Origin of the sequence: Streptomyces sp. NPDC048057, from assembly GCF_040653095.1 — a bacterium.
Taxonomy (GTDB): Bacteria; Actinomycetota; Actinomycetes; order Streptomycetales; family Streptomycetaceae; genus Streptomyces.
Map to the genome: position 1 here is coordinate 131,736 of NZ_JBEZNF010000015.1, position 24,883 is coordinate 156,618.

The 24,883-nt window shown below is 73.0% G+C and carries 22 protein-coding genes; 11 read left to right on the forward strand and 11 right to left on the reverse strand.

Annotated features, from left to right (window positions below; translation table 11 throughout):
• Positions 1-56: 56 nt before the first annotated feature.
• The 4 genes from AB0E05_RS19435 to AB0E05_RS19450 form a co-directional block, all read right to left on the reverse strand.
• Positions 57-1,133 carry a zinc-binding dehydrogenase gene (locus AB0E05_RS19435; protein ID WP_361964966.1) on the reverse strand — a complete coding sequence of 359 codons (1,077 nt, stop codon included), beginning with the start codon at positions 1,131-1,133 and terminating at the stop codon, positions 57-59.
• A 496-nt stretch (positions 1,134-1,629) separates the two neighbouring features.
• Entirely contained in the window at positions 1,630-3,099 is a 1,470-nt protein-coding gene (locus AB0E05_RS19440; RefSeq protein ID WP_361964968.1) for an aldehyde dehydrogenase, read from the reverse strand.
• Positions 3,100-3,198: 99 nt separating this feature from the next.
• Positions 3,199-4,899, reverse strand: a complete 1,701-nt coding sequence (locus AB0E05_RS19445) for a class I adenylate-forming enzyme family protein (RefSeq protein WP_361964970.1) — start codon at positions 4,897-4,899, stop codon at positions 3,199-3,201.
• Positions 4,900-5,165: 266 nt separating this feature from the next.
• Positions 5,166-6,254, reverse strand: coding sequence for a hypothetical protein (locus tag AB0E05_RS19450; RefSeq protein ID WP_361964972.1), 1,089 nt, complete (start codon positions 6,252-6,254; stop codon positions 5,166-5,168).
• Positions 6,255-6,379: 125 nt separating this feature from the next.
• On the opposite strand from AB0E05_RS19450, the gene AB0E05_RS19455 reads away from it, so the two are divergent.
• The gene (locus tag AB0E05_RS19455; RefSeq protein ID WP_361964974.1) at positions 6,380-6,850 is read left to right on the forward strand and encodes a hypothetical protein; all 471 of its coding nucleotides are present in this window, start codon (positions 6,380-6,382) and stop codon (positions 6,848-6,850) included.
• Positions 6,851-7,159: 309 nt separating this feature from the next.
• Here AB0E05_RS19455 and AB0E05_RS19460 read toward each other — a convergent pair whose 3' ends face one another.
• A complete protein-coding gene (locus AB0E05_RS19460) occupies positions 7,160-9,043 on the reverse strand; it encodes a hypothetical protein (protein WP_361964976.1) in 1,884 nt (627 codons plus the stop codon).
• A gap of 298 nt (positions 9,044-9,341) precedes the next feature.
• Between AB0E05_RS19460 and AB0E05_RS19465 the strand changes: the two genes are divergently transcribed.
• Positions 9,342-10,742, forward strand: a complete 1,401-nt coding sequence (locus AB0E05_RS19465; protein ID WP_361964978.1) for a cellulose binding domain-containing protein — start codon at positions 9,342-9,344, stop codon at positions 10,740-10,742.
• Positions 10,743-10,807: 65 nt separating this feature from the next.
• Here AB0E05_RS19465 and AB0E05_RS19470 read toward each other — a convergent pair whose 3' ends face one another.
• Positions 10,808-11,239, reverse strand: a complete 432-nt coding sequence (locus AB0E05_RS19470; RefSeq protein ID WP_361964980.1) for a PPOX class F420-dependent oxidoreductase — start codon at positions 11,237-11,239, stop codon at positions 10,808-10,810.
• A gap of 193 nt (positions 11,240-11,432) precedes the next feature.
• Between AB0E05_RS19470 and AB0E05_RS19475 the strand changes: the two genes are divergently transcribed.
• A complete protein-coding gene (locus AB0E05_RS19475; RefSeq protein WP_361964982.1) occupies positions 11,433-12,563 on the forward strand; it encodes a winged helix DNA-binding domain-containing protein in 1,131 nt (376 codons plus the stop codon).
• Between the two features lie 65 nt (positions 12,564-12,628).
• Here the strand turns inward: AB0E05_RS19475 and lysA are convergent, their stop codons facing one another.
• The 4 genes from lysA to AB0E05_RS19495 form a co-directional block, all read right to left on the reverse strand.
• Positions 12,629-13,975 carry a diaminopimelate decarboxylase gene (lysA, locus tag AB0E05_RS19480; RefSeq protein ID WP_361964984.1) on the reverse strand — a complete coding sequence of 449 codons (1,347 nt, stop codon included), beginning with the start codon at positions 13,973-13,975 and terminating at the stop codon, positions 12,629-12,631.
• A 52-nt stretch (positions 13,976-14,027) separates the two neighbouring features.
• Positions 14,028-14,468, reverse strand: a complete 441-nt coding sequence (locus AB0E05_RS19485) for an SAV_915 family protein (protein WP_361964986.1) — start codon at positions 14,466-14,468, stop codon at positions 14,028-14,030.
• 195 nt (positions 14,469-14,663) lie between these two features.
• Positions 14,664-15,311, reverse strand: a complete 648-nt coding sequence (locus tag AB0E05_RS19490) for a LysE family translocator (protein ID WP_361964988.1) — start codon at positions 15,309-15,311, stop codon at positions 14,664-14,666.
• A gap of 110 nt (positions 15,312-15,421) precedes the next feature.
• Entirely contained in the window at positions 15,422-16,246 is an 825-nt protein-coding gene (locus AB0E05_RS19495; RefSeq protein ID WP_361964990.1) for a helix-turn-helix transcriptional regulator, read from the reverse strand.
• A 115-nt stretch (positions 16,247-16,361) separates the two neighbouring features.
• On the opposite strand from AB0E05_RS19495, the gene AB0E05_RS19500 reads away from it, so the two are divergent.
• Together AB0E05_RS19500 and AB0E05_RS19505 are read left to right on the forward strand one after the other, a co-directional pair.
• Positions 16,362-18,044: an AMP-binding protein gene (locus AB0E05_RS19500; RefSeq protein WP_361964992.1), complete on the forward strand. Its 1,683-nt coding sequence runs from the start codon at positions 16,362-16,364 to the stop codon at positions 18,042-18,044.
• Positions 18,041-19,690, forward strand: a complete 1,650-nt coding sequence (locus AB0E05_RS19505; RefSeq protein WP_361964994.1) for an AMP-binding protein — start codon at positions 18,041-18,043, stop codon at positions 19,688-19,690. The genes AB0E05_RS19500 and AB0E05_RS19505 overlap by 4 nt, the downstream gene beginning before the upstream one ends.
• Before the next feature lie 8 nt (positions 19,691-19,698).
• On the opposite strand, the gene AB0E05_RS19510 is transcribed toward AB0E05_RS19505, so the two are convergent.
• The gene (locus tag AB0E05_RS19510; RefSeq protein WP_361964996.1) at positions 19,699-20,517 is read right to left on the reverse strand and encodes a hypothetical protein; all 819 of its coding nucleotides are present in this window, start codon (positions 20,515-20,517) and stop codon (positions 19,699-19,701) included.
• A 204-nt stretch (positions 20,518-20,721) separates the two neighbouring features.
• On the opposite strand from AB0E05_RS19510, the gene AB0E05_RS19515 reads away from it, so the two are divergent.
• The 6 genes from AB0E05_RS19515 to AB0E05_RS19540 all read left to right on the forward strand — a co-directional run bounded on the left by AB0E05_RS19515 (position 20,722) and on the right by AB0E05_RS19540 (position 24,853).
• A complete protein-coding gene (locus AB0E05_RS19515; protein WP_361964998.1) occupies positions 20,722-20,973 on the forward strand; it encodes a hypothetical protein in 252 nt (83 codons plus the stop codon).
• Between the two features lie 98 nt (positions 20,974-21,071).
• Entirely contained in the window at positions 21,072-21,392 is a 321-nt protein-coding gene (locus AB0E05_RS19520) for a helix-turn-helix domain-containing protein (RefSeq protein WP_361965119.1), read from the forward strand.
• A gap of 192 nt (positions 21,393-21,584) precedes the next feature.
• A complete protein-coding gene (gene uraD / locus AB0E05_RS19525; protein WP_361965122.1) occupies positions 21,585-22,058 on the forward strand; it encodes a 2-oxo-4-hydroxy-4-carboxy-5-ureidoimidazoline decarboxylase in 474 nt (157 codons plus the stop codon).
• A 59-nt stretch (positions 22,059-22,117) separates the two neighbouring features.
• A complete protein-coding gene (gene uraH, locus AB0E05_RS19530) occupies positions 22,118-22,480 on the forward strand; it encodes a hydroxyisourate hydrolase (protein ID WP_361965000.1) in 363 nt (120 codons plus the stop codon).
• A gap of 4 nt (positions 22,481-22,484) precedes the next feature.
• Positions 22,485-23,414 carry a factor-independent urate hydroxylase gene (pucL, locus tag AB0E05_RS19535; protein ID WP_361965002.1) on the forward strand — a complete coding sequence of 310 codons (930 nt, stop codon included), beginning with the start codon at positions 22,485-22,487 and terminating at the stop codon, positions 23,412-23,414.
• Positions 23,415-23,479: 65 nt separating this feature from the next.
• Positions 23,480-24,853 (forward strand): 8-oxoguanine deaminase, encoded by a 1,374-nt coding sequence (locus AB0E05_RS19540; protein ID WP_361965004.1) that lies wholly within the window; start codon positions 23,480-23,482, stop codon positions 24,851-24,853.
• Positions 24,854-24,883: the final 30 nt, after the last annotated feature.

Genomic DNA, 24,883 nt, shown 5'->3' on the forward strand with positions numbered 1-24,883 from the left:
CCCATGGGACCTCTCCTGGGCAGGTGGTGACGGAAGGCGGTGGAAGGGGGGACGGATCAGGCGATGTCGATGACGGTGCGCAGCGCCTCACCGGTGTGCATCTGGCGGATGGCCTCGTTGATCCCGCTCAACGGCACGTGGTGGGTGATCATCGACTCCAGGTCGATCCGGCCCGCGCGCCACAGGTCGATGATGGTGGCGTACGTACGGCGGACGTCATCGCCGCCGTAGAAGGACGGCAGCACCTTCTTCTCGTTCATCACGAGTTCGGCCAGGTTGAGGTCGGTCAGATCGCTCCGGCCGCCCGCCCCGACGAGGCAGACCGTGCCGCCCGGGCGGGTCGCGTCGTACGCGGCGCGCAGCGTGCCGGCCCTGCCGACGGCCTCGAAGGCGTAGTCGAAGCCGATGCCCCCGTTCGACCGCTTCGCGGCATCCGCGAGCTCGTCGGGGGAGACCGCTTCGGTGGCGCCGAACTCCAGCGCCATCCGACGGCGGTTGGGCGTCGGGTCGACGGCGAGGATCCGCGCGGCGCCGGCGACCTTCGCGCCCTGGAGGATGCTCACGCCCACCCCGCCGAGGCCGATCACCACGACGGAGGAGCCGGGCCGGACCCGTGCGGTGTTCAGCGCGGCGCCGATGCCGGTGGTCACCCCGCAGCCGATGAGGGCGGCGATGTCGTACGGCACGTCGTCGGGGACGGGCACGGCCGCGTACCCGGCTATGACGACCTCCTCGGCGAAGGTGCCGGCGCCCATCATCCCGGGCAGCGCCCGCTCGCCGTGGCGGAAGTTGGGGGTGGCGAGGTTGCCGAAGCCGCTGCGGCACAGATGGGTGTCGCCGGTCGCGCAGACCGCGCAGACGTCGCACGGCGGCATCCAGCAGACGATGACCCGGTCCCCGGGCGCGACGTGGGTGACGCCCTCCCCGACTTCGACGACCTCGCCGGCGCCCTCGTGGCCGGGGACGAAGGGGGCGGGGTGGGCGAGCACCCCGCTCATGGCGGACAGGTCCGAGTGGCACAGTCCGGCGCGGTGCATCTTCACCCGGACCCGCCCGGGCCCGAAGGAGGCGGACGCCACCTCGGCGACGTCCAGGTTCTCGTCGCCGGTGGCGTGAAGGATGGCTGCGTGCATGAACGTCTCCTGGTGCGTGCTGGATTGCGGGTGGTCGGCCCGGGGTCGTCGGGCCTGGGTCGTGTCGGGAAAGCTCCGTTGCCTTGGCGTGCGGGGTGTCGCCGAAACGGGTGTGCGGTGAGGCGTCTGCGGGCCGTCGCTGGTTGCTCGCGCAGTTCCGCCCCCTGTGTCCTGCGGACACGGAGGGCCCCAGCGCCACCTGACCTACCCGCCGTAGTCCCTGGGACCTTTGGTCTCTGCGGGTCGTCCCTGGCTGGTCGCGCAGTTCCCCGCGCCCCTCACTGCCCACGCCCTTCGGGCGTAGGGCGGACTGGGCGGGACCCGCAGACGGCTACCAGGAGGAGCGAAACAGGGGCGCTGTGGTCCCCCGTGTCCGCGGGGCACAGGGGGCCGTTGACGACCGACGACAACGCGGCGTGGGGGTACCTCCCGGGCCGAAGGCCCAGGAGGAATGGTGCCGGAGCACGCGAGCCCAGCAAGATCCGAACGAGAGGCCCTAGTCCGCCGCGGGGCGCGGCAGGTTCAGGGTCTGGTACTCGACGTACGACTCCAGGCCCTCGGGGCCGAACTCGCGGCCGATGCCGGAGTGCTTGAAGCCGCCGAAGGGCGCGGCGAGGTCGAGCCGGAAGCCGTTGACGGTGATCGTGCCGGTGCGGATGCGGCGGGCCACGGCGCCCGCCCGCTCCGCGTCGGCGGAGAACACCGCGCCCGACAGGCCGAAGTCGGAGTCGTTGGCGATCTCGACGGCCTCGTCCTGCGACCCGTACCGGATCAGACAGACGACGGGGCCGAAGATCTCCTCGCGCGCCACCCGCATGTCGTTGGTGACGTCGCCGAGCAGGGTGGGCTCGACGTACCACCCGCGGGTCAGCCCCTCGGGCACCCCGCCGCCGGTGAGCACCGTGGCGCCCTCCTCGCGGCCGATGCGCACGTACTCCAGGTTCCGCTGCTGCTGGGCCCGGGTGACCAGGGGGCCGACGACGGTGGCGGGGTCGGTCGGGTCGCCGACCGCGAGGGCGGCGAAGGCCCGGGTCAGCGCGGTCGCGACCTCGTCGTAGCGCGTGTCGGGGACCAGGACGCGGGTGAGCGCGACGCACGCCTGACCGCTGTTGGCGCCGCAGGTGCCGGCGACGATCGCGGGCACGGCGGTCGCGAGGTCGGCGTCGTCCAGCAGGATCGCCGCGGACTTGCCGCCGAGCTCCAGCGAGACGCGGGTCAAGTTGCCCGCCGCTGCGGCCATGATGGCCTTCCCGGCGGCCACCGACCCGGTGAAGGCGACCTTGTCGACGTCCGGGTGGCCCACCAGGTGCGCGCCGGTGTCCCGGCCGCCGGGCAGCACCGACAGCACGCCCTCGGGCAGCCCGGCCTCGACGCACACGTCGGCCAGCCAGTTGGCGTCCAACGGGGTCTCCGGCGACGGCTTGAGCACCACGCAGCAGCCGGTGATGAGGGCGGGCGCCAGTTTCGCGGCGATCGTCATCTGCGGCACGTTCCACGGGGTCACCGCGGCCACCACGCCCACCGGCTCCCGGCGCACCAGGACCGGTCCGGCCACGCCGGTGCGCTCCTCCTCCGGCCGGAAGCCGGCGGCCACGGCGAGCGCCGCGCCGAACGCGCCGACCGCGGACAGGGCCTGTCCGCGCACGGAGAACGCGAGCGGCGAGCCGTTCTGCAGGGTGATCAGCTCCGCCAACTCCCGGTGCCGCTCGGCGATCAGGTCCTTGATGCGGGTGACGACCGCGATCCGCTCGGCCAGCGGGGTACGGGGCCAGGGGCCGTGGTCGAAGGCCGCGCGGGCCGCCGCCACCGCCGCGTCCACGTCGGCGGCGGTGGCGTGCGGCACCCGGCCGACGACCTCCTCCGTCACGGGGGAGACGACGTCGATGACGTCGCTGCCCGCGGGCGCGGTCCAACGACCGCCGATGAACAGCTCCTGGTACGAGACGACTCCGGTCTGCGCGGACATACGGGCTCCTCGTTGTTGCTCGGTGGTGCTCGGTGGTGCACGGGGGTGCGGTGGTACGACGGCGGGGGCGCGGCGCCGGGTTGCGTCGGGCGGGACGCGTCAGGCGTCCGGGTGGTGCCGCAGGCGCTGGCGCAGCTCGGACTTGAGGACCTTGCCGGTGGGCGTCAGCGGCAGCGCGTCGACCAGGTGCACCTCGCGGATCTTCTGGTACGGCGCGACGCGCGCGGCGACGTGCGCCATGAGTTCGTCCAGGAACGTTCCGTCGCGCTCGGCCCGCTCCCGGGCGGCGGGCTGGGCGACGACGAACGCGACCGGGACCTCGCCGACGACCGGCTCGTGCCGTCCGACGACGGACGCCTGCGCCACGTCCGGGTGGGAGCACAGGACGTCCTCCAGCGGCTGCGGATAGACGTTGTAGCCCTTGTAGATCAGCATGTCCTTCGCCCTGCCGACCAGGAAGAGGAAGCCGTCGCCGTCCAGCCGTCCCACGTCGCCGGTGCGCAGCCAGCCGTCGACGAACTGTTCGGCCGTCAGCTCCGGCTCGCCCTGGTACCCGTCCGTGATCTGCGGGCCGCGCACCCACACCTCGCCCGCCTCACCGACCGGGCGGACGCCCACCCCGTCCTCCGCGCGGATCTCGACGGTGGTGAGCGGCAGCGCGCGCCCCACGGAGCCGTCGCGCGCAGGGGTGCCCGGCGGGGTGATCGTCACGCCCATCGTGGCTTCGCTCAGCCCGTAGCCCTCGGTCACCTCGGCCTGCGGCAGGACGGCGCGCAGCCGCGCCAGCGCCTTGCTGTCGATGGGGGCCGCGCCCGAGGTGACCAGGCGCAGCGACGACAGGTCGCGCCGGTCCAGCTCGGGGCTGGCGAGCATGGCGTAGTACATGGCGGGGGAGCCGGCGAGGTGGGTGACGCCGTGCGTCTCGATGTCCCCGACGAACGCGTCGGCATTGAAGCCGCCGCCGGAGATGACACAGGTGGCGCCCATGAGCGTGTTGCCGTTGTGGCCCACCAGACCCAGACCGTGGAAGAGCGGTGCCACGGTCAGGTTCACGCACGCGCCCGGGACGAGGCCGAGGTCCGGCGCGTCGGGGGAGCGCCGGGCGTGCAGCCCGCCGTCCTCGTCCAGCTCCGGCCGCGAGAAGGAGCGCCAGCAGGCGGCCTGGAGGACGTTGGCGACGAGGTTGCGGTGCAGGACGCGCACGGCCTTGGTCCGTCCCGTGGTGCCGCCCGTGAGCTGGAGGTGGGCCACCAGCTCCGGGTCGGGCCGGTAGCCCTCCAGCGGCGGACCGGTCAGCAGGTCGGCCAGCGCCGGCCAGGTGTCCGGCAGCGCGCTGTCGGCCGGGGCCGGGCCCGCGGCGGTCGACGGCACGTGCACCACCAGCCGCGCCCGGTCCAGCGCCGCGACGGCCTCCGCGGTGCGGACGGCGGCGGGGTGGGTGAAGACCGCGGTGGCCCCGCAGTCGTCGAGCTGGCCGCGCAGCGCCTCGGCGGGCTGCGCCGGATTGATCGGGGCGACCGTGAGGCCGGCGCAGAGCGCCCCGTAGTACGCCACGACGTACCACAGCGTGTTCGGCATGTGCAGCGCCGCGACGTCGCCCGGCTCGAAGCCGCGGGAGCGCAGGGCGCCGGCCACCCGCAGCGCGGCCTCGCGCAGCTCTTCGTACGTCAGTGACTCGGCGCCGTCCCGCAGGGCGACGCGCCGGGGGTAGGCGCGGGCGGCGCCGGCCAGGATCGCGTCGACGCCGACCCGGGGGATGTCGAGGGATGACGGGAGGTGCGAGGGCCAGGCATGGGTCACGAGTTCTCCTGGTGACTGGCGATGGAGGCGGGACGAAAGGCGTCTAGTGAACAGCCAGTAGCTCGTTCTGTTGTCATGCGCGCAGCGGCGAGGGGATGCGGCCGGCCGTCAAGCGCGGATCAAGGGGGCGCGTGAAGTACCCCATAAAGATGAAGTTAATTCACGCTAACGTTACTGTCTACGGTTGGGGTGGAGTTCTTCCGTCGGCCGGCACGGCGCTGTGGGCCGGCTGTGCCGGGCCTGTGCGCAGGGCCGTGCGTCGTCGGTCAGGGCCGGGGCGAGGCGTACGGGCGCAGCGCTGGCTCCCGGAGCTTCTTGGGCGCGGTGGCGAGGGCCGTGGCCGCCGCGGGCGCCACCACGGTCGTCGCGTGCACGACGTCGCCCGCGTCGACCCCGGGGACGTACGGATCGCCGGAGCACGCCCCCGCCGGCAGCCGCTTCGGATCGGCCGGCCCGGGCCGGCCCAGCGCGTCCAGTACCAGCCGGAACGCCACCGAGTCGTACACCAGGCCGATGTGGGTCACCAGCCGGATGCCGCACACCTCCTGGATCCCGATGTTGCGCGCCCCTTCCTTGACCGCGGTCCGGTACGGCGTCACGACCAGGTCGTCCCGGGTGAAGATCGAGGTGTACGAGACGTCGCCGGGGGTCTGGTCGCCCGAGTTCAGCGCGGTGAGGAAGGCGGAGCCGCGCTTCATCTGGTGCGCCGCGGCGGCACAGGGCAGCGCGCACAGCAGATCGCCGGCCGCGGCGCCGTGCTCGGGGGTGCCGAGGCTGACGACGTCGTCGACCGCGGCCCGCAGCCCCGGCCACCAGGTCAGCCCCCAGCGGACCTGGAGCCCGCCCTGGCTGTGCGCGACGACGTCGGCCTTGCGGCCGGTGGCGGCGTGCAGTGCGGCGACGGCGTGGACGACGTACTCGGCGGACTCCTGGATGTCGCCCGTCGAGCGGGCGGGCAGGTCCACGGTGCACACGTCGTACCCCTGCGCGCGCAGTGCGGGCGCGTAGTTCCAGCCCCAGTTGAGCCGGGCGTCCACCCCGGTGCCGTGGACGAGGAGGACCGGTTCGCGCTGCGAGCGCGGGAAGTCGGACGGGCAGTCGAGGGCGGCGGCGAGCCGATCGGGCGGGGTGGTGAGCGGCGGGCCGTCAACGGTGGCGGGGACCTTGCGGGCGGCGGCCTGTGCCGCGGCGGGTTCGACGGGAGCGAAGACGGTGGCCGCCGCGACCACGGCGAGCAGCGCGCCCAACACCCCGAGGGCGCTCAGGACGCCGACGACGCCGCGACGGCGACCCGGTGCGGTCCGTCGGTTCGGCCGCGGGCGGTTCGGTTGGTTCGGTTGGTTCGGTCCGTGCACGGGTCACCTCCGCGTTCGTGACGTCCCTTAGGTGAGGGACGAATAACGTCGTGGTCCATGGATGCGGGTGGAACAGGGGAAGAGCGGTTCATCTCTTCCCTGGAGAGGATGTTTCAGATTCACTTGTGCTGAATCGACGCACCGTCGGGGAGGGAGCCGTGATGCGGGTGCAGGGGCGGAGCGGTACGGCTGTGGAGGCGGAGGCGGGAGCGACGTCGGGTGTTCCGTACGACGAACTCGCCGAGTTCTACCGGGTGATCGACACCGCGCTGGCGGCGTGCGCCGACTTCCGCGGTGCGCTGGAGCAGGTCGAGCACTCCCTGGTGGAGCTGCGGGCCCTGCGCCGCCCCGGTCCACCGCCGGTGGTGCTGGGCGGGGGCGCGACCAGGGAGGCGTGGGCGGAGTTCTCTGCGGCGTTCCGGGCACTGAACGGAGCGTTGACGCATGCGCGGGTGGAGGGCTATCGGGCGGCGGTGGACGACGGCGGCCTGACGCTGTCCGAACTGGCCCGCATGTCGGGCCGCTCCCGCCAACAGGTCACCCGCCTGGTGAACCGTGGCCGCGACGCCCACGATGCCCCTCCGGGGAGGTCATGAGCCTAGGACGCTCCAACGCCATGTGACGCACGCGCCGTTGCCCAAGCGGTCCCGTCGGCCCCCGCACCCCGGTGGTGGGCTTGTCGCGCAGTTCCCCGCGCCCCTGTCTCGCTCCTCCTGGTGGTCGTCTGCGGGTCCCACCCGGTCGGTACGCCCCACGCCCGAAGGGCGTGGGCAATCAGGGGCGCGGGGAACTGCGCGACCAGTCACCCACCGGGCCGCGGAGACCGATGTTCCCGGGAGGGAAACGGCGGGGGCGCTGGGGTCCCCCGTGTCCGCAGGGCACAGGGGGCGGAACTGTGCGAGGTCCTAGGGCGCCGCCACTCCCGCGCCGCGCGCGGCTTCGCGGGCGTCCTTCGGGAGGGACGCGTCCAGCCGGCCCCGACCCTCACCCCGCACCAGACGGTTCAGTTCCCAGCCGCCCCGGTCCTTTGCCGTCGCCCGCAAGTTCCACGACGACGCCATGCCCGCGTACAGCAGGCCCTTGTCCTCGAAGGGCAGGAACACGCGCACGCCGTGCTGCGAGCGGTTGCCGAAGCCGTTGAGCGTCTCCGCCACCGCAGGCTTGCCCGGGTCGTCCATGCGCCAGACGTCACCGCCGCCGAGCGTCGCCTTCAGGGACGGGCCGACCACCGACTCCAGGCTTCTCTTCGTCGTCTGCGACAGCCCGTTGTTGACCGCGGTGAAGTGCGCGCCCGGGGTGATCAGCCCGGTGCTGTCGAACGTGGCCATGTACAGCCGGTCCTGGAAGACCGTGAAGGTCCAGGCGTACGCGTTGCCGACGTTGCCGTTGAAGCCGGAGGGGCCGAACGTCGGTTTCTGGCCGAGCAGGTTGGGCTTGGCGGTCCAGCGCTTGGTGTTCGGGTTGTAGACCGGCAGTTTCTCCTCCCCGTACAGCAGGGTGGTGCGCTGCTCGGGCGTGCCCGGGTCGCTGATCCGGAAGACGGTGGTGGGGCGGCTGGCGGAGAGCATGTCCCGCTTGCGCAGCACGTCGCCCTTGGGCTGCCCGTACGCCTGCCACATCGTCTGGACCGCGCCGACCGCCGCCTGGTTGTAGCTGCCGACGTACAGTTCGCCGCGCCACTCGGCGAGCGCGCCCCACGCGACGCCCTTGCTGAGCACCGGGTCCGGGTCGTACTCGTCCCACGAGAAGATCGGCTGCCAGGCCGCCGCGCCGTCGAAGGTGAGTCCGGCCGAGGGGATCGGCGGGCTCATCCAGACCTTCGCGGGGCCGCCGCTGACCGCGCCGCGCTCGCCGGGCACCTGGGTGCCCCAACCGGAGGCGACGAGCCGGTCCTTGAAGGTGGTGAGGTAGCCGGGGTCGTTGGCCAACTGGGCGACGACCTCGAAGGAGAACGGGGCCTCCTTGTCGCCGGTCCACCGCAGCACCCGGCCGCCGTTGACGCCGGGCGCCCGGCCCGCCAGGTACAGGTTGCCGTCCGCGGCCACCACACCGCCGCGGGCGCTGACCAGGTCCGTGTACGCCTTGGAGCCGAGGAACTTCCCGGTGCTGCCCTCGAAGGCGAACATCGACAGGCCCTGGCCCACGGTCTGGCCCTCGTTCACCGACTGGCCGAAGAGGAAGACCACGTCGTTGTGCGCGGCGGCGCCCCGCAGCCCGACGGTGCGCTTGAGCAGCGGATCGGAGGCGGGGGTCAGGTCCTCCACCTTCTGGGTGTCGGCATTGACACGCAGCACCTGCGGGGTGCGCGCGTCGCCGTAGATCTCGCCCAGGTTCCCTGCGTTCGCACCCTTGTCGAACTCGCACACGTCCGCGTTCCTCACCAGGTACGGCGTGGTGTCGCCGGAGTAGGTGGAGGAGGCGTTGCAGGTCACGTTGGACAGCGTGCCGAAGTACGCGTAGTCGCCGGAGCGGGCCGCGCTCCACACGTACGCACCGTTGATCTTCGGCTGCGAGCCGGACGGGCAGGCGCCGTCCTTCGGCTGCGGGCTCGGCCCGCCGATGGACGTGAAGCACTCGTCGACCTGCGCACGGGCGGCCTGCTGCACGTCGAGGATCGGCCCCGGATGGGCCGCGGTCGACGAACGAGCGCCCTGCTTGGGGCCGGTGGGCGCGGCCGTGGCGCTGGCGTTCGGCGCGAGGAGCGCAGCGAGGGCCGTCGCGCCGGTGGCCAGCAGCGCGACGCGGCGGCTGCGGGACGGGCCCGGTCGGCCGGTTCTGGTGGGATTCATGTCAGGGGCACCTCTGTGTCGTCGTCCGCTCACGTTCTGGGACGTGAGGGAGCATCGGGGTGCACGTCGGGGGTGCGTCAACCCCCCCCGGAGCGACCGGCAGCCACCCGCCCCGACGCCGAGTTGCCACTTCGGCTCGTCATCCCCTGCCACGCAACGATTCTGACGGACCGTCGCGTTCTTCGGCCCTCTACCCGCCCCACCTGTCCTTCTGTAGGTTCTGCGCGATCACCGTCCGGTGATCACCGCGCCACCCCCACCGGGTCCCGAACCGGGGCCCACACAGGAGAGACAGCAGATGCGAAGATCCCCCCACCGCCGACTGCGCACCGCCGCCGTCGGCGTGCTCGCGACGGCCCTTGCCTCCCTCGGGCTCGCGGCGCTGCCCGCGAGTGCGAACGGCGCCGCTGACGCACGACTCGCCGTGCAGTACCGCACCACCGCCACCGCGGCCACGTCCCAGCAGGCCGCGCCCCAGCTCACGGTGCGCAACACCGGCGGGGCGCCCGTCCGGTTGGCCGATGTGAAGCTCCGTTACTACTTCAGCGCCGACGCTCCGGGCGCGGCCCACCGCTTCGCCTGCGACTGGGCGGTGCGGGGCTGTGCCAACGTCACGGGCACCTTCGCCGCCGTGCCGACGCCGACCGCGACCGCCGACCGCTATCTGGAGATCGGCTTCACGGCCGGCGCCGGCTCCCTGGCCCCCGGCGCCGAGACTGGGGAGATCCGGCTGCGCTTCCACCGCGCCGACTGGCAGTCCCTGAAGCAGTCCGACGACCACTCCTTCGGTGCCGAGCGGACCGCGTACGCCGACTGGACCAAGGTCACCGCCCACCACGCCGGCACCACCGTGTGGGGCGCGGCGCCGGGCGGCGGGCCCGTCGACCCGCCCGCCCGCGCCCTCTTCGACGACTTCGCCTACACCGGGTCCGGCGATCCCGCGCTCGCCGCCCACGGTTGGAGCGTGCGCAGCTGGCCCGGCGGCCCGGGCGTGCCCGGTGCGACGTGGACGCCCGGGAACGTCTCGTTCGGCACCGCGGACGGCGCCTCGGTGATGACGCTGCGCACCGAGACCGCGGGGAGCGCCGCCAGCACCCGGCAGGCCGAGATATCCACCTCCGCGACGAAGTTCCGCAACGGCACCTACGCGGCCCGGGTGAAGTTCAGCGACGCACCCGTGCACGGCCCCGACGGCGATCACGTCATCCAGACCTTCTTCGCCATCAACGACCTCAAGGCGCCGATGGCCGACGACTACGCCGAGTACGACTTCGAGTACCTGCCCAACGGCGGCTGGGGCGAGACGGGCAACACGCTCTTCGCCACGTCCTGGGAGACGTACGACCCGAACACCGGGCAGGTCGTCAACCGGCACACCGCCGACCGCGCCGGCTACGGCGGCTGGCGCGACCTGGTCCTCACCATCGACGACACCGCCGTGCGCTACTACGTGGACGGCCGGCCCTTCGCCACCCACGACGCCGCGTTCCTGCCCGAACGCCCCGTGCTGATCGCCTTCAACCAGTGGCTGACGGGCCTCGCCGGGCAGCCGAGCACCGAGCCCCGCACGTACGAACAGCACGTGGACTACGTGCTGCACGTGAAGGACGAGGTCCTGACCTCCGCGCAGATCGCCGAGCGCGTCACGGCGTACCGCACGGCGGGCACGACGTTCACGGACACCGTGCCCGCGGCGTGAGATCCGGCGGGCACGGCCGCCGCGCCCGGCCGCCGTGCCCGCCCTTGCACCGGACTTCGGCCCGGTCAGCCGATCGCGGCACCGTAGACGTGGTCGACCGTCATCGTGATCAGCACCCGGCGGTCGGAGACCATCACCGAGCGGTACTCCGCCCAGTCGGGGTGCTCGCCGGCGGCGGCGCGGTAGTACGCCACCAGCGCCTCGACCTCCGGGCCCTCGGGGTCCGTGCCGGGGCCGGTGATCGTCGCGACGCCCTCGGCGGTCGCCCACGACATGCCGTCGGGCGCGGTCACCTCCAGCGTGGCCCGCGGGTCACGGAGCAGATTGACCGTCTTGACCAGGCCGGCGCGGGTGGAGACGTGGATGAGGTCGGCCTCCGGGTCGTAGTAGGGCTGGACGGGGGAGAGCTGCGGACGGCCGTCCGCCTTGATGGTGGCGAGGACGCCGAGTCGGCTGCCCGTGAGCAGCGTGCGCGGATCGAACGGTGTGGACGTCATGCTCCCGATCATGCACGGATCACGGCGCCGGTGCGCCGGGACGCGGTGATGGCGCGGCCGCGGGCCCGCAGCCGTGGGCGGCGTCAGTACTCGGTGCCCACGTTCTCGGGGGAACACCCCGGGACCCCTCCGCGCCACACGGCTTCGGACATCGCGGACCGTTGCTGTCCGCAAGGCTCGCTAGCGTGGGCGCATGGCCACCACGACGACGCCTCCCGTCCTCAGCGACCGCGCCCTGAACCGGGCCACGCTCGCCCGTCAGCTCCTGCTGCGGAGCGCGCCCCGTACCGAGGTCTCCGTCGAGGGAGCCGTACGCCAGCTGGTCGGCCTCCAGGCGCAGAACGTCAAGCCGCCGTACGTCGCCCTCGCCGCCCGGCTCGCGGCCTTCGACCCCGAGGAGCTGTCGTCGCTGATGGCCGAGCGCACGGTCGCCCGGATGGTCACCATGCGCTCCACCATCCACACGCACACCGCGGACGACTGTCTCGCCCTGCGCCCCCTCTTCCAATCGGGCGGCCCCGACCGCGAGTTGCGGATCTTCCAGGCCCGGGGCGGCCTCGACGGCGTCGACGTCGAGCGGTTGGCGACGATCGCCCGCGAGCTGGTCGAGGAGGAGCCCCGGACGATGAAGGAGCTGCGGGAAGCCCTCCTGGTCCACTGGCCGCACGCCGACCCCGCGTCGCTCTCCGTCGCCGCCCGCTGCGCCCTGCCGCTGGTGCAGGTCACCCCGCGCGGACTGTGGGGCCGCAGCGGACGGGTCCGACTCACCACCGTCGAGCGGTGGTTCGGCCGTGCCGCCGGCCCCGCGGCCACCGCCGACGACGCCGTCCTGCGCTATCTGGCCGCCTTCGGCCCGGCGTCCGTCAAGGACATGCAGACGTGGTCGGGGCTGACCCGGATGCGCGACGCCTTCCTACGGCTGCGGCCCCGGCTCCTCGTCTTCCGCGACGAACGCGGCACCGAGCTGTTCGACCTTCCCGACGCCCCGCGCCCCGCCGAGGACGTCCCGGCGCCGCCCCGCTTCCTGCCCGAGTACGACAACCTGCTGCTGTCCCACGCCGACCGGCGGCGCGTCCTCCTCGACCCGGCGCACGCCGCACGGACCTGGCAGGGCAACCAGTCCTTCCCCGTCTTCCTCCTCGACGGCTTCCTCGCGGGGACCTGGCGGCTGACGGAGGAGCAGCGGGCGGCGACCCTCACCGTGCACCCGTTCCGCACGCCCACCGCGGCACAGCGCGCGGAGCTGGCCGCGGAGGCGGAGCGCACCCTCACGGCCCTGGCCCCGACCGCGTCGCACGACGTCCGCTTCGACGAAGGCTCCTGACGCACCGACGGCACTGACCGTGCGGGCCGCGCCCTGCGCGCCGCGTGGCCCGCGGCGCCGTGGGATCACAGGCCGACGTCACGGGCGCGGTGGTCGTCGAAGCCCTCCCGGCGCACCAGCAGCCGCGACCGCGCCCCGGACACGGCGACCACGGGAGGGCGGCCCGTCATGTCGTACCCCGACGCCATCGACACGTGGTACGCGCCCGACGCCGGGACCGCGAGGACGTCACCCGGGCGTACGTCCTCCGGCAGTTCGGCGCCCTCCGCGAGCACGTCGCCCGCCTCGCAGTGCCGACCGACCACCGTGGTCGCGCGCGTCGGGGCCGCGGAGGCACGGCCGATCAGCCGCACCGAGTACCGCGCCCCGTACAGCGCGGGCCGCGGATTGTCGCCCACCCCGCCGTCGACGGCGACGAAGGTGCACCCGCCAGCGGAGCGCCACACCGCCAGGACGCGGTAGAGCGCCACCCCGGCCGGGCCCACGACGGAACGGCCCGGCTCCACCGTCAGCCGCGGCACCGGCAGGTCGAACTCCGCGCAGCAGCGCACCAGCGCGTCCTGGATGCGCCGGCCGTACGCGGCGGGCGTCGGCGCCGGGTCGCCCGGAAGGTACGCCACCGCGAACCCGCCGCCGAGGTCCACCTCGGGCAGGGTCACGCCGAAGCGCTCGCGGATCCGCGCCAGGAACGCCACGACGCGGCGCACCCCCCGTACGTACGGCTCCGGAGCGGTGATCTGGGAGCCCAGGAAGGTGTGCACGCCGACGAGTTGCAGCCGCGGCTGGCCCAGGATCCGGGCCACGGCGTCCTCGGCGTCACCCGTCGCGACGGACATCCCGAACGGCCGCCCCTCGCCACCGCCGCGCAGAGCGCGGTGCCCGCCCGCGGCAGCGCCGGGGGACACCCGCACCATCACCTGCTGGGCTTCCGGCCCCGGAACGCGGGAGGCCAGCCGGGCGATCTCGCACGGCGACTCGATGACGACGCGGCCGACTCCCAGCCGTAGCGCGGTCGCCAGGTCCTGCGGCGACTTGGCGTCGCCGTGCAGCACGATCCGGTCCGCCGGGAAGCCGCGGGACGCCGCCAACTCCAACTCGACCGCCGAACACACCCCGAGGCCCAGGCCCTCCTCGGCGATCCAGTCCACCACCGCCCGGCTCAGGAACGCCTTGGCCGCGTACACCACGTCGGCGTCCGGCAGGGCCCGCCGCCACGCCCGGGCGCGGGCGCGGACCTCGCCCTCGTCGAGCACGTAGGCCGGGGTGCCGTACCGCTCGGCGACGTCCATCAGGGGCACTCCGGCCACCGCCACGTCCCCGTCGGGCGCGAGCACGGCGGACGCCGGCCACACCGACGGCGTGGCGAGCGCGGGGATCGACACCGGGACCGGAACAGCGGGTACCGCCGTCATGCGTACACCTCCACGAGGAGACGAAAGGGGGGAAGGGCGATGGGGAGGGGCGTCAGTCGATGAAGGCGTGCACCGCGGTCACCGCCGACCAGACCGCGGCGGCGGCACCGGTCAACCGCAGCACGCCCACGGCGTCCGGGTCCCAGCCGCGGCGCGCGCACGGCTGCGCCACGGCGGCCGGGGCCCGCCGCACGGTCGGAGCCGGCGCGGTGAGCTGCGGGTCGACGGTCAGCGCGGTCACCCCGAGGGGCGCGGCGAGGGTGCGCAGCGCCGGCTCCGCGAGCCGGATCCAGCGCGCGTCCGCCCCGAGCGCGTCGGTCAACCGCCGGGGGCTGGTGAAGGCGACCGCGGTGCGCACCCCGAGCGGGGTGCGCATGAAGCGCAGGTGGTGCCCACCGGCAGAGCCGAGCCGAACCGGCACGTACAGCAGCCCTGCCGGGCCGTGTTCGTGGGGGTCGGCGGCGTCGGTGTCCTCACGGGTGAGCGTGCTCATGGTCGGTCCTCCCTGGACGGGGCGTGGGGCTCGTTCGAAGCTATGCCCGAGGAGGGAGGAGACGGACGTTCCATGACGCAGCGCTGATCTTCCGGGCCCGGTCTTTGACGCGCTCTTGGCGGACGGGCGCCGCTCGGCGGAGCGCGCGTTCGTTCCCGGCGCGCACCGGGGCACGGACTTCCCACGGTGCGCCGCTCAGTCCGCGCGGCCCGTCGTCGCGACCGTGAACCCGAGGCCGATCATCGCCACCCCGCCCGCGCCGCCCACCATCGACAGCCGCCGCTCCGAGCGGGCGAACCAGCCGCGGGCCGCCGCCGCGCCCAGGCCCCACAGCGTGTCCGTGACCATCCCGATGCCGATCGGGACCAGCCCGAGCAGCAGCATCTGCCAGGGGACGCTACCCGCGGAGTGGTCGACGAACTGCGGCAGCACCGCCGCGAAGAAGACGATGCCCTTCGGGTTCGTCGCCCCGACGACGACGCCCTCCACGACCGTCCGCACGTCGCCGCGCCGTACCTGCGCGCCCTGCGCGTCCACTGCGGACACCGTCAGCTCCCTGCGGTGCCGGAACGCCTGCACGCCCAGGTGGACCAGATAGCCGGCGCCCGCCAGCTTCACCACGGTGAAGGCGGTGGCGGACCGCTCGATCAGCGAGCCCACGCCGAAGGCGACCGCGACGACCAGCAGGTACGAGCCGAGGATGTTGCCGACCACGGTGGCCATCGCGGTGCGGCGGCCGTGGGTCAGGGCCCGGCCGATCACGAAGAGCACCGAGGGGCCGGGGATCGCGATGACGAGGAGGGACACGGCGGTGAACGCGAGGACCTTGTCGAGTGACACCATCCGCCCATGACAGCCGCCGGCGCGCCGCCGATCAAGAGGTCACGCCGTCCCCCGCGGCGCCCGTACGCCCGTACGCTCCTGCGCCCCGCGCACCACCGATCGCAGCGCCCCTACGGCAGCACGCCCGCCCGGCGGGCCGCCACCACGGCCTCCAGCCGGGTGTGCGCGCCCAGTTTCCGCATGGCGTCGCGCAAGTAACCTTTCACCGTCTCGTGTCGCAGCCCCAGCCGCTGCGCCGTCGCCGCGTTCGTCGCACCGGACGCCACGCACGCCAGCACGTCCACCTCGCGCGGCGTCAGCGCCACGGCCGGCTGGTCGGCCTGCACCCCCGCCGCCGACAGCCTCGTGCACACCGACAGGATCGTCTCGCGCAGCGCCGGGTCCCCGACGAGCGGGGCGAGCGCCCGCAGTTCGCCGTACGCCTCGCGCACCTTCTCCCACGACACCGAGTCCACGTCGGGCACCCGCACCTTCGTCAGCAACTGTCGCACCTCGTCCCGGACCACCAGCGCCTGCTCCACGTCGCGCGCCGCGGCCACCGCCGCGTCGAAGATCCGGTCACCGAGCGGAACCGGCTGCCGCATCGCGCCGTACAGCACCCCGCGGACCCGGCGGCGCACCACGACCGGCACCGCCAGCACCGAACACAGCCCCTCCGCCGTCACCGCCGCGTCGTACTCGTGGCTGATGTGGCGCGCCTTGCGGTAGTCCGTCACGCCGCAGGGCCGGGAGAGCGCGATCGACTTGCCGCCCAGACCGTTGCCCGCCGAAATGCCGAGGCCCTGGAGGGCGCTGGTGCGCGCCCCGCTGACCTGCGCGATGCGCAATCGATGCGGATCGTGCAGCAAACCGCCGAACACCACGGACACCCCGGTGTTCCTGCGCAGCCGCACCAACGCCGCCTGCATCTCCGCCACCTCGGCCGAATCGGACATGGCCCTGCTTTCCTCGTGGCTCGTCCCTGCCCGACCACCCCCCCGATCGGGGGTGGTGAGACCTACATCACTGATTACACGATGCTACTGAGTGGTGCGGCAAGGAGGAGGTCACATGGTGACAAGCGGCGTGACACAGGAGTTCCGGGAGGCCCGGGACTTCCTGCTGCGGCACCGGGACGACTACCAGAGCGCGTACGACGGCTTCGCCTGGCCGCGTCCCGCGCACTTCAACTGGGCGCTGGACTGGTTCGACCAGATCGCGGCGGGCAACGACCGCCCCGCCCTCCACATCGTCGACGAGGACGGCACCGACACCCTGCTGACCTTCGCCGAACTGTCCGAACGCTCCAACCGGGTGGCGAACTGGCTGCGCGCGCAAGGGGTGCGCGCCGGGGACCGCATGGTGGTGATGCTGGGAAACCAGTACGAGTTGTGGGAGACCGCGCTCGCCGCGATGAAGCTGCGCGCCGTCGTCATCCCCGCCACGCCGCTGCTCGGCCCCGTCGACCTGCGGGACCGCGTCGAGCGGGGTCGGGCTACGCACGTCCTCGTACGCTCCGTGGACGCCCCCAAGTTCGCTGACGTACCCGGCGACTACACCCGGATCGCGGTCGGCGCGCCGGTCGAGGGCTGGCTCCCGTACGACGCGGCGCACGCCGAGGGCGCGCCGGACTTCCAGCCGGACGGCCCTACCCGTTCGGACGACCCCCTGATGCTCTACTTCACCTCCGGCACCACCGCCCACCCCAAACTCGTGGAGCACACCCACACCTCGTACCCCGTCGGTCATCTGGCGACGATGTACTGGATCGGCCTCAAGCCCGGCGACGTCCATCTGAACATCTCCTCGCCGGGGTGGGCCAAGCACGCCTGGTCGAACCTGTTCGCACCGTGGAACGCCGAGGCGACCGTCTTCGTCCACAACTACGCCCGCTTCGACCCGGCCCGGCTGATGGCCGAGATGGACCGCGCCGGCGTCACCAGCTTCTGCGCGCCGCCCACGGTGTGGCGGATGCTGATCCAGGCCGACCTCGGCCTGTTGCAGAGCCCGCCGCGCGAGGCCGTCGCCGCCGGCGAGCCGCTGAACCCCGAGGTGATCGAGACCGTACGGCGCGAATGGGGCGTCACCATCCGGGACGGCTTCGGCCAGACGGAGACCGCGGTCCAGGTCTCCAACAGCCCGGAGCAACTGCTGAAGGCGGGCTCCATGGGCCGTCCCAGCCCCGGATACGTGGTGGAACTGCTCGACCCGGTGACGGGCCGCCCCGGGGCGCAGGAGGGCGAGATCGCGCTGGACCTCTCCACCAGCCCGGTGGGACTGATGGCCGGCTACCACGGCGACGAGCAGCGCACGGCCGCGGCGATGGCCGGCGGCTACTACCGCACCGGGGACATCGGCACCCGCGACGTCGACGGCTACATCACCTACATCGGCCGCTCCGACGACGTCTTCAAGGCGTCCGACTACAAGATCTCCCCCTTCGAGCTGGAGAGCGCGCTGCTGGAGCACGAGGCCGTCGCCGAAGCGGCCGTCGTCCCCTCCCCGGACCCGGTGCGGCTCGCCGTGCCGAAGGCGTACGTCGTCCTCGCCGACGGCTGGGAGGCCGGCCCGGACACCGCGAAGCTGCTCTTCGACCACTCCCGCTCGGTCCTCTCCCCGTACAAGCGCATCCGGCGCATCGAGTTCGCGGAGCTGCCGAAGACGGTCTCCGGCAAGATCCGCCGGATCGAACTGCGCGAGCGCACCGCGAACGGCACCGGCAGCACCGAGTACGACGAGGGGGACCTGCGATGACGACCGCGCCGACCACCGAGCCGACGACCGCGCCCACCCCGGCGGCCTCCTACGAGCACGGCACCGACCCCCGCGGACTCCTCGGCGACACCATCGGCGAGAACCTGGCCCGCGCGGTCGCCGCCCACCCCGACCGCGAGGCGCTGGTCGACGTGGAGTCCGGCGCGCGCTGGACGTACGCCGAGTTCGCCGCCGCCGTCGAACGCCTGGCGCGCGCCTTCATCGGCGTCGGCGTCGCCAAGGGCGACCGCGTGGGCATCTGGGCGGTCAACTGCCCCGAGTGGGTCCTGGTGCAGTACGCCACCGCCCGCATCGGCGCCATCATGGTCAACGTCAACCCCGCCTACCGCGCGCACGAGGTGGAGTACGTGCTGCGCAAGGCCGGCATCACCGTGCTGTGCGCCACCGAGCGGCACAGGTCCAGCGACTACCGCGCCATGGTCGAACAGGTCCACCCGTCCTGCCCGGAGCTGCGCCGGGTGTGCTACGTCGAACACGCCTCCTGGGACGACCTGCTGGCCGCCGCCGACGGCGTGCCCGCCGAAGCGGTCACGGCCCGCGAGGAGGAGCTGTCCTGCGACGACCCCGTCAACATCCAGTACACCTCCGGCACCACCGGCTCCCCCAAGGGCGCCACCCTCTCCCACCACAACATCCTGAACAACGGCTACTTCGTGGGCGAGACCCTCAACTACACCGAACGGGACCGGATATGCATAGCCGTGCCGTTCTACCACTGCTTCGGGATGGTGATGGGCAATCTCGCCGCCACCTCCCACGGTGCCTGCATGGTCATCCCGTCCCGCACCTTCGACGCCGAGGCCACCCTGCGCGCCGTCGCCGAGGAGCGCTGCACCTCCCTGTACGGCGTGCCGACGATGTTCATCGCCGAGCTGAACCACCCCCGCTTCACCGCGTACGACCTCTCCTCCCTGCGCACCGGCATCATGGCCGGCTCGCCCTGCCCGGTCGAGGTGATGCGCCGCGTGGTCACCGAGATGCACATGGCCGAGGTCTCCATCTGCTACGGCATGACCGAGACCTCCCCCGTCTCCACCCAGACCCGCCGCGAGGACGACCTGGAGCTGCGCACCGGCACGGTGGGCCGGGTCCTGCCGCACGTCGAAGTGAAGGTCACCGACCCGGTCACCGGGGTGACCCTGCCGCGCGGCCGGGCCGGCGAGCTGTGCACCCGCGGCTACAGCGTGATGCTGGGGTACTGGGGCGAGCCGGAGCGGACCGCCGAAGTCATCGACTCCGGACGGTGGATGCACACCGGCGACCTCGCGGTGATGCGCTCCGACGGCTGCGTGCAGATCGTGGGACGCATCAAGGACGTGATCATCCGGGGCGGTGAGAACGTCTATCCGCGGGAGGTCGAGGAGTTCCTCCACGGGCACCCCAAGATCGCGGACGTGCAGGTCGTCGGGGTCCCCGACGAGCGGTACGGCGAGGAGATCCTGGCCTGCGTCATCCCGCGGGACCCCGCCGACCCGCCCACCCTCGACTCCGTCACCGCCTACTGCCGCGAACGGCTCGCCCACTACAAGATCCCGCGCCGGCTGGAGATCCTGGCCGACTTCCCGATGACGGTCAGCGGCAAGGTCCGCAAGGTGGAACTGCGCGAGCGCTACACCCCCGACTGAGCCGCTCCCTAGAACGTGTCCGCGGGCGCGCCCGAGGCCACCAGGTCCGCCGCCGCCTGGTTCACCGGCTGGGGCGTGCCCGTCAGGTCCAGGACGAACAGCGGGATCCCCAACCGGTCCGCGCGGGCGCGGGCTTCGTCGGAGTACCCGGCGAGGGAGAAGTACACCGTGGTGACGGCGGAACTCAGGCCGTTGAGCCACAGGCACTCCACCTCGCGCAGCGTCGCCCGCCGGACGGACGGCTCGACCTGGGCGAAGACGCCCGGCCCCCGCAAGTCGACACCGGAGGACCCGGCGCCCTCGCGGTGGCCGCGGGCATCGGGCCGGTGGACGACCTGCTGCACCACGTCGCGGAAGCCCAGCCACGTCAGGTACAGGGCGGCGGCGTTCACCGCGTCCCGCGCCGTGCGGATGGTCAGCGGACGGAACCCGGGGCGCGGCGTCGCCGCGGTCCGCGGCAGCGGGACGTGCCCGGACGGCGGGACCGCGGGCGGCACGGCGGGCCACGTCGGCGGCGGCGGGGCGTGCGACTCCGGCGGACCGGCCGGCTCCTCCTCGTGGGCGTCCACGGGCCGTACGGGCATGCGCAGCAACGTGCCGCAGGGACAGCCCAGTTCGGGCTGCGGCCAGTCGTCCACCCGAGCGCACTCCGGACAGCGCACGCTCACCCAGTCCTCCCGCCAGGTCCGCCGCAGCAGCGGATCGGGCGGCACCGTGCGCGCCAGCGGCGGCGACACGGGCGCGCCGCAGGGGCACGGGAACACGGGCGCCGCGAACTGGTGCTCCCGCAGACAGGACGGGCAGCGCACGCTCACCGCGTCGGCCATCGAACTCTCCCGTCACGCTCCGTCGTGTCTTGCCGAGGACATCGTTGCGCACTTCGCCCCGCCGTGGGAGAGCGCGGTGGTGCGCGACGACGCACGGTGCGCCCGGACACCCCGCGGCGCTTCGGCGCGACCATCCCACCCGCGGGCCCGGGGACTTGTCCAGCACGCACACCTCCGCACCCCGCACCGCGTTAGGTTGGGCCCGTGCGATTGAGAGTGGAGTTCACTACCGAGCCGTTCGACCTCGACGAGGCGCCGGCACATGCCGTCGTCGCGCGGGAAGTGATCCGGGCCGCCGACCTGGACGCGGTGGACGTGGGGCCCTTCGGCAACACCGCGGAGGGCCGCGCCGACGCCGTGCTCGCCGCCGTCGACGCGCTGTTGCGCGATTCGCTCGGGGCCGGCGCGACCCGGATCTCGCTCCAGCTCAACGTGGTCGCGGAGGGAGGCGAGTGACCGCTCGCGACCGCGCCTCGATCGAGCCCGTGCCCGCCGGGGGCGACGTCGGGGCCGGGCACCCGCTCGCCCGTGCCGTCCGGCCGCTGGTCGACGCGATGGGCGGAGAGATCCTCCGTCCCGACCGCGCCGGCCCGGAGGACGTCGTCCTCGCCTGGGAGGGGCAGGACGTCCTCGCGGTACGGCTGCCGCAGCTCGCCGATTCGCTGGACCGCATCCTCGCCGCGCTGGAACGCAGCCACGGCATGCCGTTGGCCGCGTTGGACCGCAAGGCGAAGCAGTCGGTGGTGCGGAACCTGGAAGCGCGGGGCGCGTTCTCCGTACGGCACGGGGTGGAGACCGTGGCCGGTGCTCTCGGTGTCAGCCGCTTCACCGTCTACAACTACCTGAACAGGGAGAAAGCCGCGAAGGGCGAGTAGACCGGCTGCTTATTTTCAACAAAGTGTTGACGGGGCTGTCGTTGGGCGCGTTAGCTATGCGCAGCCCTTCGACGCACCGCGAAAGCAGCCACGGAGGTTCCCGTGCCGCCGAGTTCACCGCGCCTTCCGGGAGTACGGGGAGATCCGACCACGCCCCGCGCCGCCCCCACCGCCCTCGCCCGCTTCAACGCACTGCCCGAGCGGGCCGCGAGCGCCGAGCTCCACGAGGTCTGCGCCAGCACCGCCTGGAGCGCCCGGCTCCTCACCCACCGCCCGTACGCCACCGTCGACGCCCTCTTCGCCGCCAGCGACTCGGCCGTCGCCGAACTGACCCCGACGGACCTGGCCGAGGCCATGGCAGGCCACCCCCCGATCGGCCGGCCGAAGACCGGGGACCCGCTCTCCGCGAGCGAACAGCGCGGAATGTCCGGGGCGTCCGACGACCTCAAGAACGACGTGCTGGAGCTGAACCTCGCGTACCAGGAGAGGTTCGGGCACGTCTTCCTCATCTGCGCCACCGGCCGGACCGGGGAGCAACTGCGCGACGCCCTGCGCGCCCGGCTCGGCAACACGCCGGAGCAGGAGCGCGCGATCGTCCGCACCGAGCTGGGCAAGATCAATCGCATCCGGCTGGCCCGGCTCGTACCGCCCGCACGACGGGCGTGACCTCCACGGCACCGGGTCGGCGCAGGCCAACGCAGGTCAACGCAGAGGAAGTCATGCCCATGAGCACGGAATCCACCGCGTCGGTGTCCACCCACGTCCTGGACACCAGCGTCGGCCGCCCCGCCGCGGGCGTCGCCGTCCACCTGTCGACCCGCACCGGGCCCGCCGGCGCCTGGACGGCCCTCGGCGGCTCCACCACCGACGCGGACGGCCGCTGCAAGGACCTCCCGGCGCCACCGGCGGGCACCACCCACGTACGCCTCGACTTCCGGACCGAGGAGTACCTCCTGACCCGGCAAGGCGGTGCGGACGGAGCGTTCTTCCCCGAGGTGACGGTCGCCTTCGCCGTCGTCGGCGGCGAACACTTCCACGTACCGCTGCTGCTCAACCCGTTCGGCTACTCCGTATACCGAGGGAGCTAGGTCGATGCCCACGATTCTCGGCCAGAACCAGTACGGCAAAGCGGGAATCCGCGTGGTGCGGATCGTGCGGGACGGCGCGACCCACCACATCAAGGACCTCAACGTCTCCGTCTCGCTCAGCGGCGACCTGGACGAAGTCCACTACTCCGGCTCCAACGCCAACGTCCTGCCGACCGACACCACCAAGAACACGGTGTTCGCCTTCGCCAAGGAACACGGCGTCGACTCCGCCGAGCAGTTCGGCATCCACCTCGCCCGGCACTTCGTGACCTCGCAGCCGGCCATCCACCGCGCCCGCATCAGGATCGAGGAGTACGCCTGGGAGCGCATCGAGAGCAGCGCCGCGACGGACTCCCGGCGCAGCGGCGCCGCCGCCACGGCGAAGCACTCCTTCGTCCGCAAGGGCGGGGAGACCCGGCTCAGCCAGGTCAGCCACGACGGCGAGCGCTGGCAGGTGATCTCCGGGCTCAAGGACCTCACCGTGCTGAACTCGACGGACTCCGAGTTCTGGGGGTACGTGAAGGACGGGTACACCACCTTGAAGGAGGCGTACGACCGGATACTGGCGACCGACGTCCGGGCCCGCTGGCGCTTCAACTGGACCGACGACGAGCAGCCCGCGCCGGACTGGGAGCGGTCCTACGAGCAGGTGCGCACCCACCTGCTGCACGCCTTCGCCGAGACGTACTCGCTCTCCCTCCAACAGACCCTCTACCAGATGGGGTCCCGGGTGATCGACGGCCGCAGCGAGATCGACGAGATCCGCTTCTCGCTGCCGAACAACCACCACTTCCTGGTGGACCTCGAACCCTTCGGGCTCAAGAACGACAACGAAGTGTACTTCGCGGCCGACCGGCCCTACGGCCTGATCGAGGCCACCGTCCTGCGGGACGGGGCGCAGCCGGAGATCCCGGTCGACCTCACCAACCTCTGAACGGGCCGGCACCAGCACGAACGCCGAGCAGCAGAACGCAGGGATCCGTCGAGAATCGAGGAACCATGGCGCCTTCGCGCACCGTCATCGAGAACTGCGCCATCGCGACGGTGGACGCCCACGACACCGAACACGCCTCGGGGCACCTCGTCGTCGCCGGCGACCGGATCGAATCCGTCGGCGCGGGCCCGGCGCTGGAAGGGCTCGCCGACGTCGTCCGACGGATCGACGCCACCGGCCACCTCGCCACCCCCGGCCTGGTCAACACCCACCACCACTTCTACCAGTGGCTCACCCGAGGCCTCGCCACCGACCACCACCTCTTCGACTGGCTGGTGGCGCTCTACCCCGTCTGGGCCCGGATCGACGAGCCGATGGTGCGCGCCGCCGCACAGGGCTCCCTCGCGATGATGGCGCGCGGCGGCGTCACCACCGCCGTGGACCACCACTACGTGTACCCCAGGGGCTGCGGCGACCTGACCGGGGCGATCGTGGGCGCGGCCCGGGAGACCGGCGTCCGCTTCACCCTGGCCCGCGGGTCCATGGACCGGGGGCAGTCCGCCGGCGGACTGCCCCCGGACTTCGCCGTCGAAGCGCTCGACGCCGCCCTCGCCGCCACCGAAGCGGCCGTCGACGCCCACCACGACGCGTCCTTCGCGGCCATGACCCAGATCGCGGTGGCGCCCTGCTCGCCCTTCTCCGTCTCCACCGAACTGCTGCGGCAGGGCGCCGAACTCGCCCGCCGCAAGGGCGTGCGGCTGCACACCCACGGCTCGGAGACGGTGGAGGAGGAGCAGTTCTGCAAGGAGCGCTTCGGCCTCGGGCCCACCGACTACTTCGCTTCCACCGGCTGGCTCGGCGACGACGTGTGGATGGCCCACTGCGTCCACATGAACGACGCGGACATCGCCGCCTTCGCCCGCACCGGGACCGGCGTCGCCCACTGCCCCTCCTCCAACGCCCGGCTCGGCGCCGGCATCGCGCGCGTCCCCGACCTGCTGGCCGCCGGCGTCCCGGTCGGTCTCGGCGTGGACGGCACCGCCTCCAACGAGTCCGGCGAACTGCACACCGAACTGCGCAACGCCCTGCTGGTCAACCGGCTCGGCGCGCACCGCGAGGCCGCCCTGACCGCCCGTCAGGCGCTACGGCTCGGCACGTACGGCGGCGCCCGCGTGCTCGGCCGCCAGACGCAGCTCGGATCCCTGGAGGTCGGCAAGCTCGCCGACCTGGTGCTGTGGCGGATGGACACCCTGGCCCACTCCACCATCGCCGACCCGGTGGCCGCACTGGTCCTCGGCGCACCCGCGCCCGTCACCCTCTCGCTCGTCGGCGGCGCCGTCGTCGTCGAGGACGGGCGGCTCACCGCCGTCGACGAGGACGCCGTCGCGCGCACCGCGCGGGCCGAGGCACGGCGCCTCGCCGAGATCGCCCGCCGCTGACACCGATCGGGGCGGGGGAGGCCCACCGAG

What these genes read in the sequence shown, in the direction of transcription:
- AB0E05_RS19495 (WP_361964990.1), bottom strand. Translation starts at nt 16,246, where the DNA reads ATGTCCGATTCGGCCGAGGTGGCGGAGATGCAGGCGGCGTTGGTGCGG.
- pucL (WP_361965002.1), top strand. Translation starts at nt 22,485, where the DNA reads ATGCCCACGATTCTCGGCCAGAACCAGTACGGCAAAGCGGGAATCCGC.
- lysA (WP_361964984.1), bottom strand. Translation starts at nt 13,975, where the DNA reads ATGACGGCGGTACCCGCTGTTCCGGTCCCGGTGTCGATCCCCGCGCTC.
- AB0E05_RS19500 (WP_361964992.1), top strand. Translation starts at nt 16,362, where the DNA reads ATGGTGACAAGCGGCGTGACACAGGAGTTCCGGGAGGCCCGGGACTTC.
- AB0E05_RS19510 (WP_361964996.1), bottom strand. Translation starts at nt 20,517, where the DNA reads ATGGCCGACGCGGTGAGCGTGCGCTGCCCGTCCTGTCTGCGGGAGCAC.
- AB0E05_RS19475 (WP_361964982.1), top strand. Translation starts at nt 11,433, where the DNA reads ATGGCCACCACGACGACGCCTCCCGTCCTCAGCGACCGCGCCCTGAAC.
- AB0E05_RS19435 (WP_361964966.1), bottom strand. Translation starts at nt 1,133, where the DNA reads ATGCACGCAGCCATCCTTCACGCCACCGGCGACGAGAACCTGGACGTC.
- AB0E05_RS19540 (WP_361965004.1), top strand. Translation starts at nt 23,480, where the DNA reads ATGGCGCCTTCGCGCACCGTCATCGAGAACTGCGCCATCGCGACGGTG.
- AB0E05_RS19505 (WP_361964994.1), top strand. Translation starts at nt 18,041, where the DNA reads ATGACGACCGCGCCGACCACCGAGCCGACGACCGCGCCCACCCCGGCG.
- AB0E05_RS19520 (WP_361965119.1), top strand. Translation starts at nt 21,072, where the DNA reads ATGGGCGGAGAGATCCTCCGTCCCGACCGCGCCGGCCCGGAGGACGTC.
- AB0E05_RS19460 (WP_361964976.1), bottom strand. Translation starts at nt 9,043, where the DNA reads ATGAATCCCACCAGAACCGGCCGACCGGGCCCGTCCCGCAGCCGCCGC.
- AB0E05_RS19470 (WP_361964980.1), bottom strand. Translation starts at nt 11,239, where the DNA reads ATGACGTCCACACCGTTCGATCCGCGCACGCTGCTCACGGGCAGCCGA.
- AB0E05_RS19440 (WP_361964968.1), bottom strand. Translation starts at nt 3,099, where the DNA reads ATGTCCGCGCAGACCGGAGTCGTCTCGTACCAGGAGCTGTTCATCGGC.
- AB0E05_RS19485 (WP_361964986.1), bottom strand. Translation starts at nt 14,468, where the DNA reads ATGAGCACGCTCACCCGTGAGGACACCGACGCCGCCGACCCCCACGAA.
- uraH (WP_361965000.1), top strand. Translation starts at nt 22,118, where the DNA reads ATGAGCACGGAATCCACCGCGTCGGTGTCCACCCACGTCCTGGACACC.
- AB0E05_RS19490 (WP_361964988.1), bottom strand. Translation starts at nt 15,311, where the DNA reads ATGGTGTCACTCGACAAGGTCCTCGCGTTCACCGCCGTGTCCCTCCTC.
- AB0E05_RS19465 (WP_361964978.1), top strand. Translation starts at nt 9,342, where the DNA reads ATGCGAAGATCCCCCCACCGCCGACTGCGCACCGCCGCCGTCGGCGTG.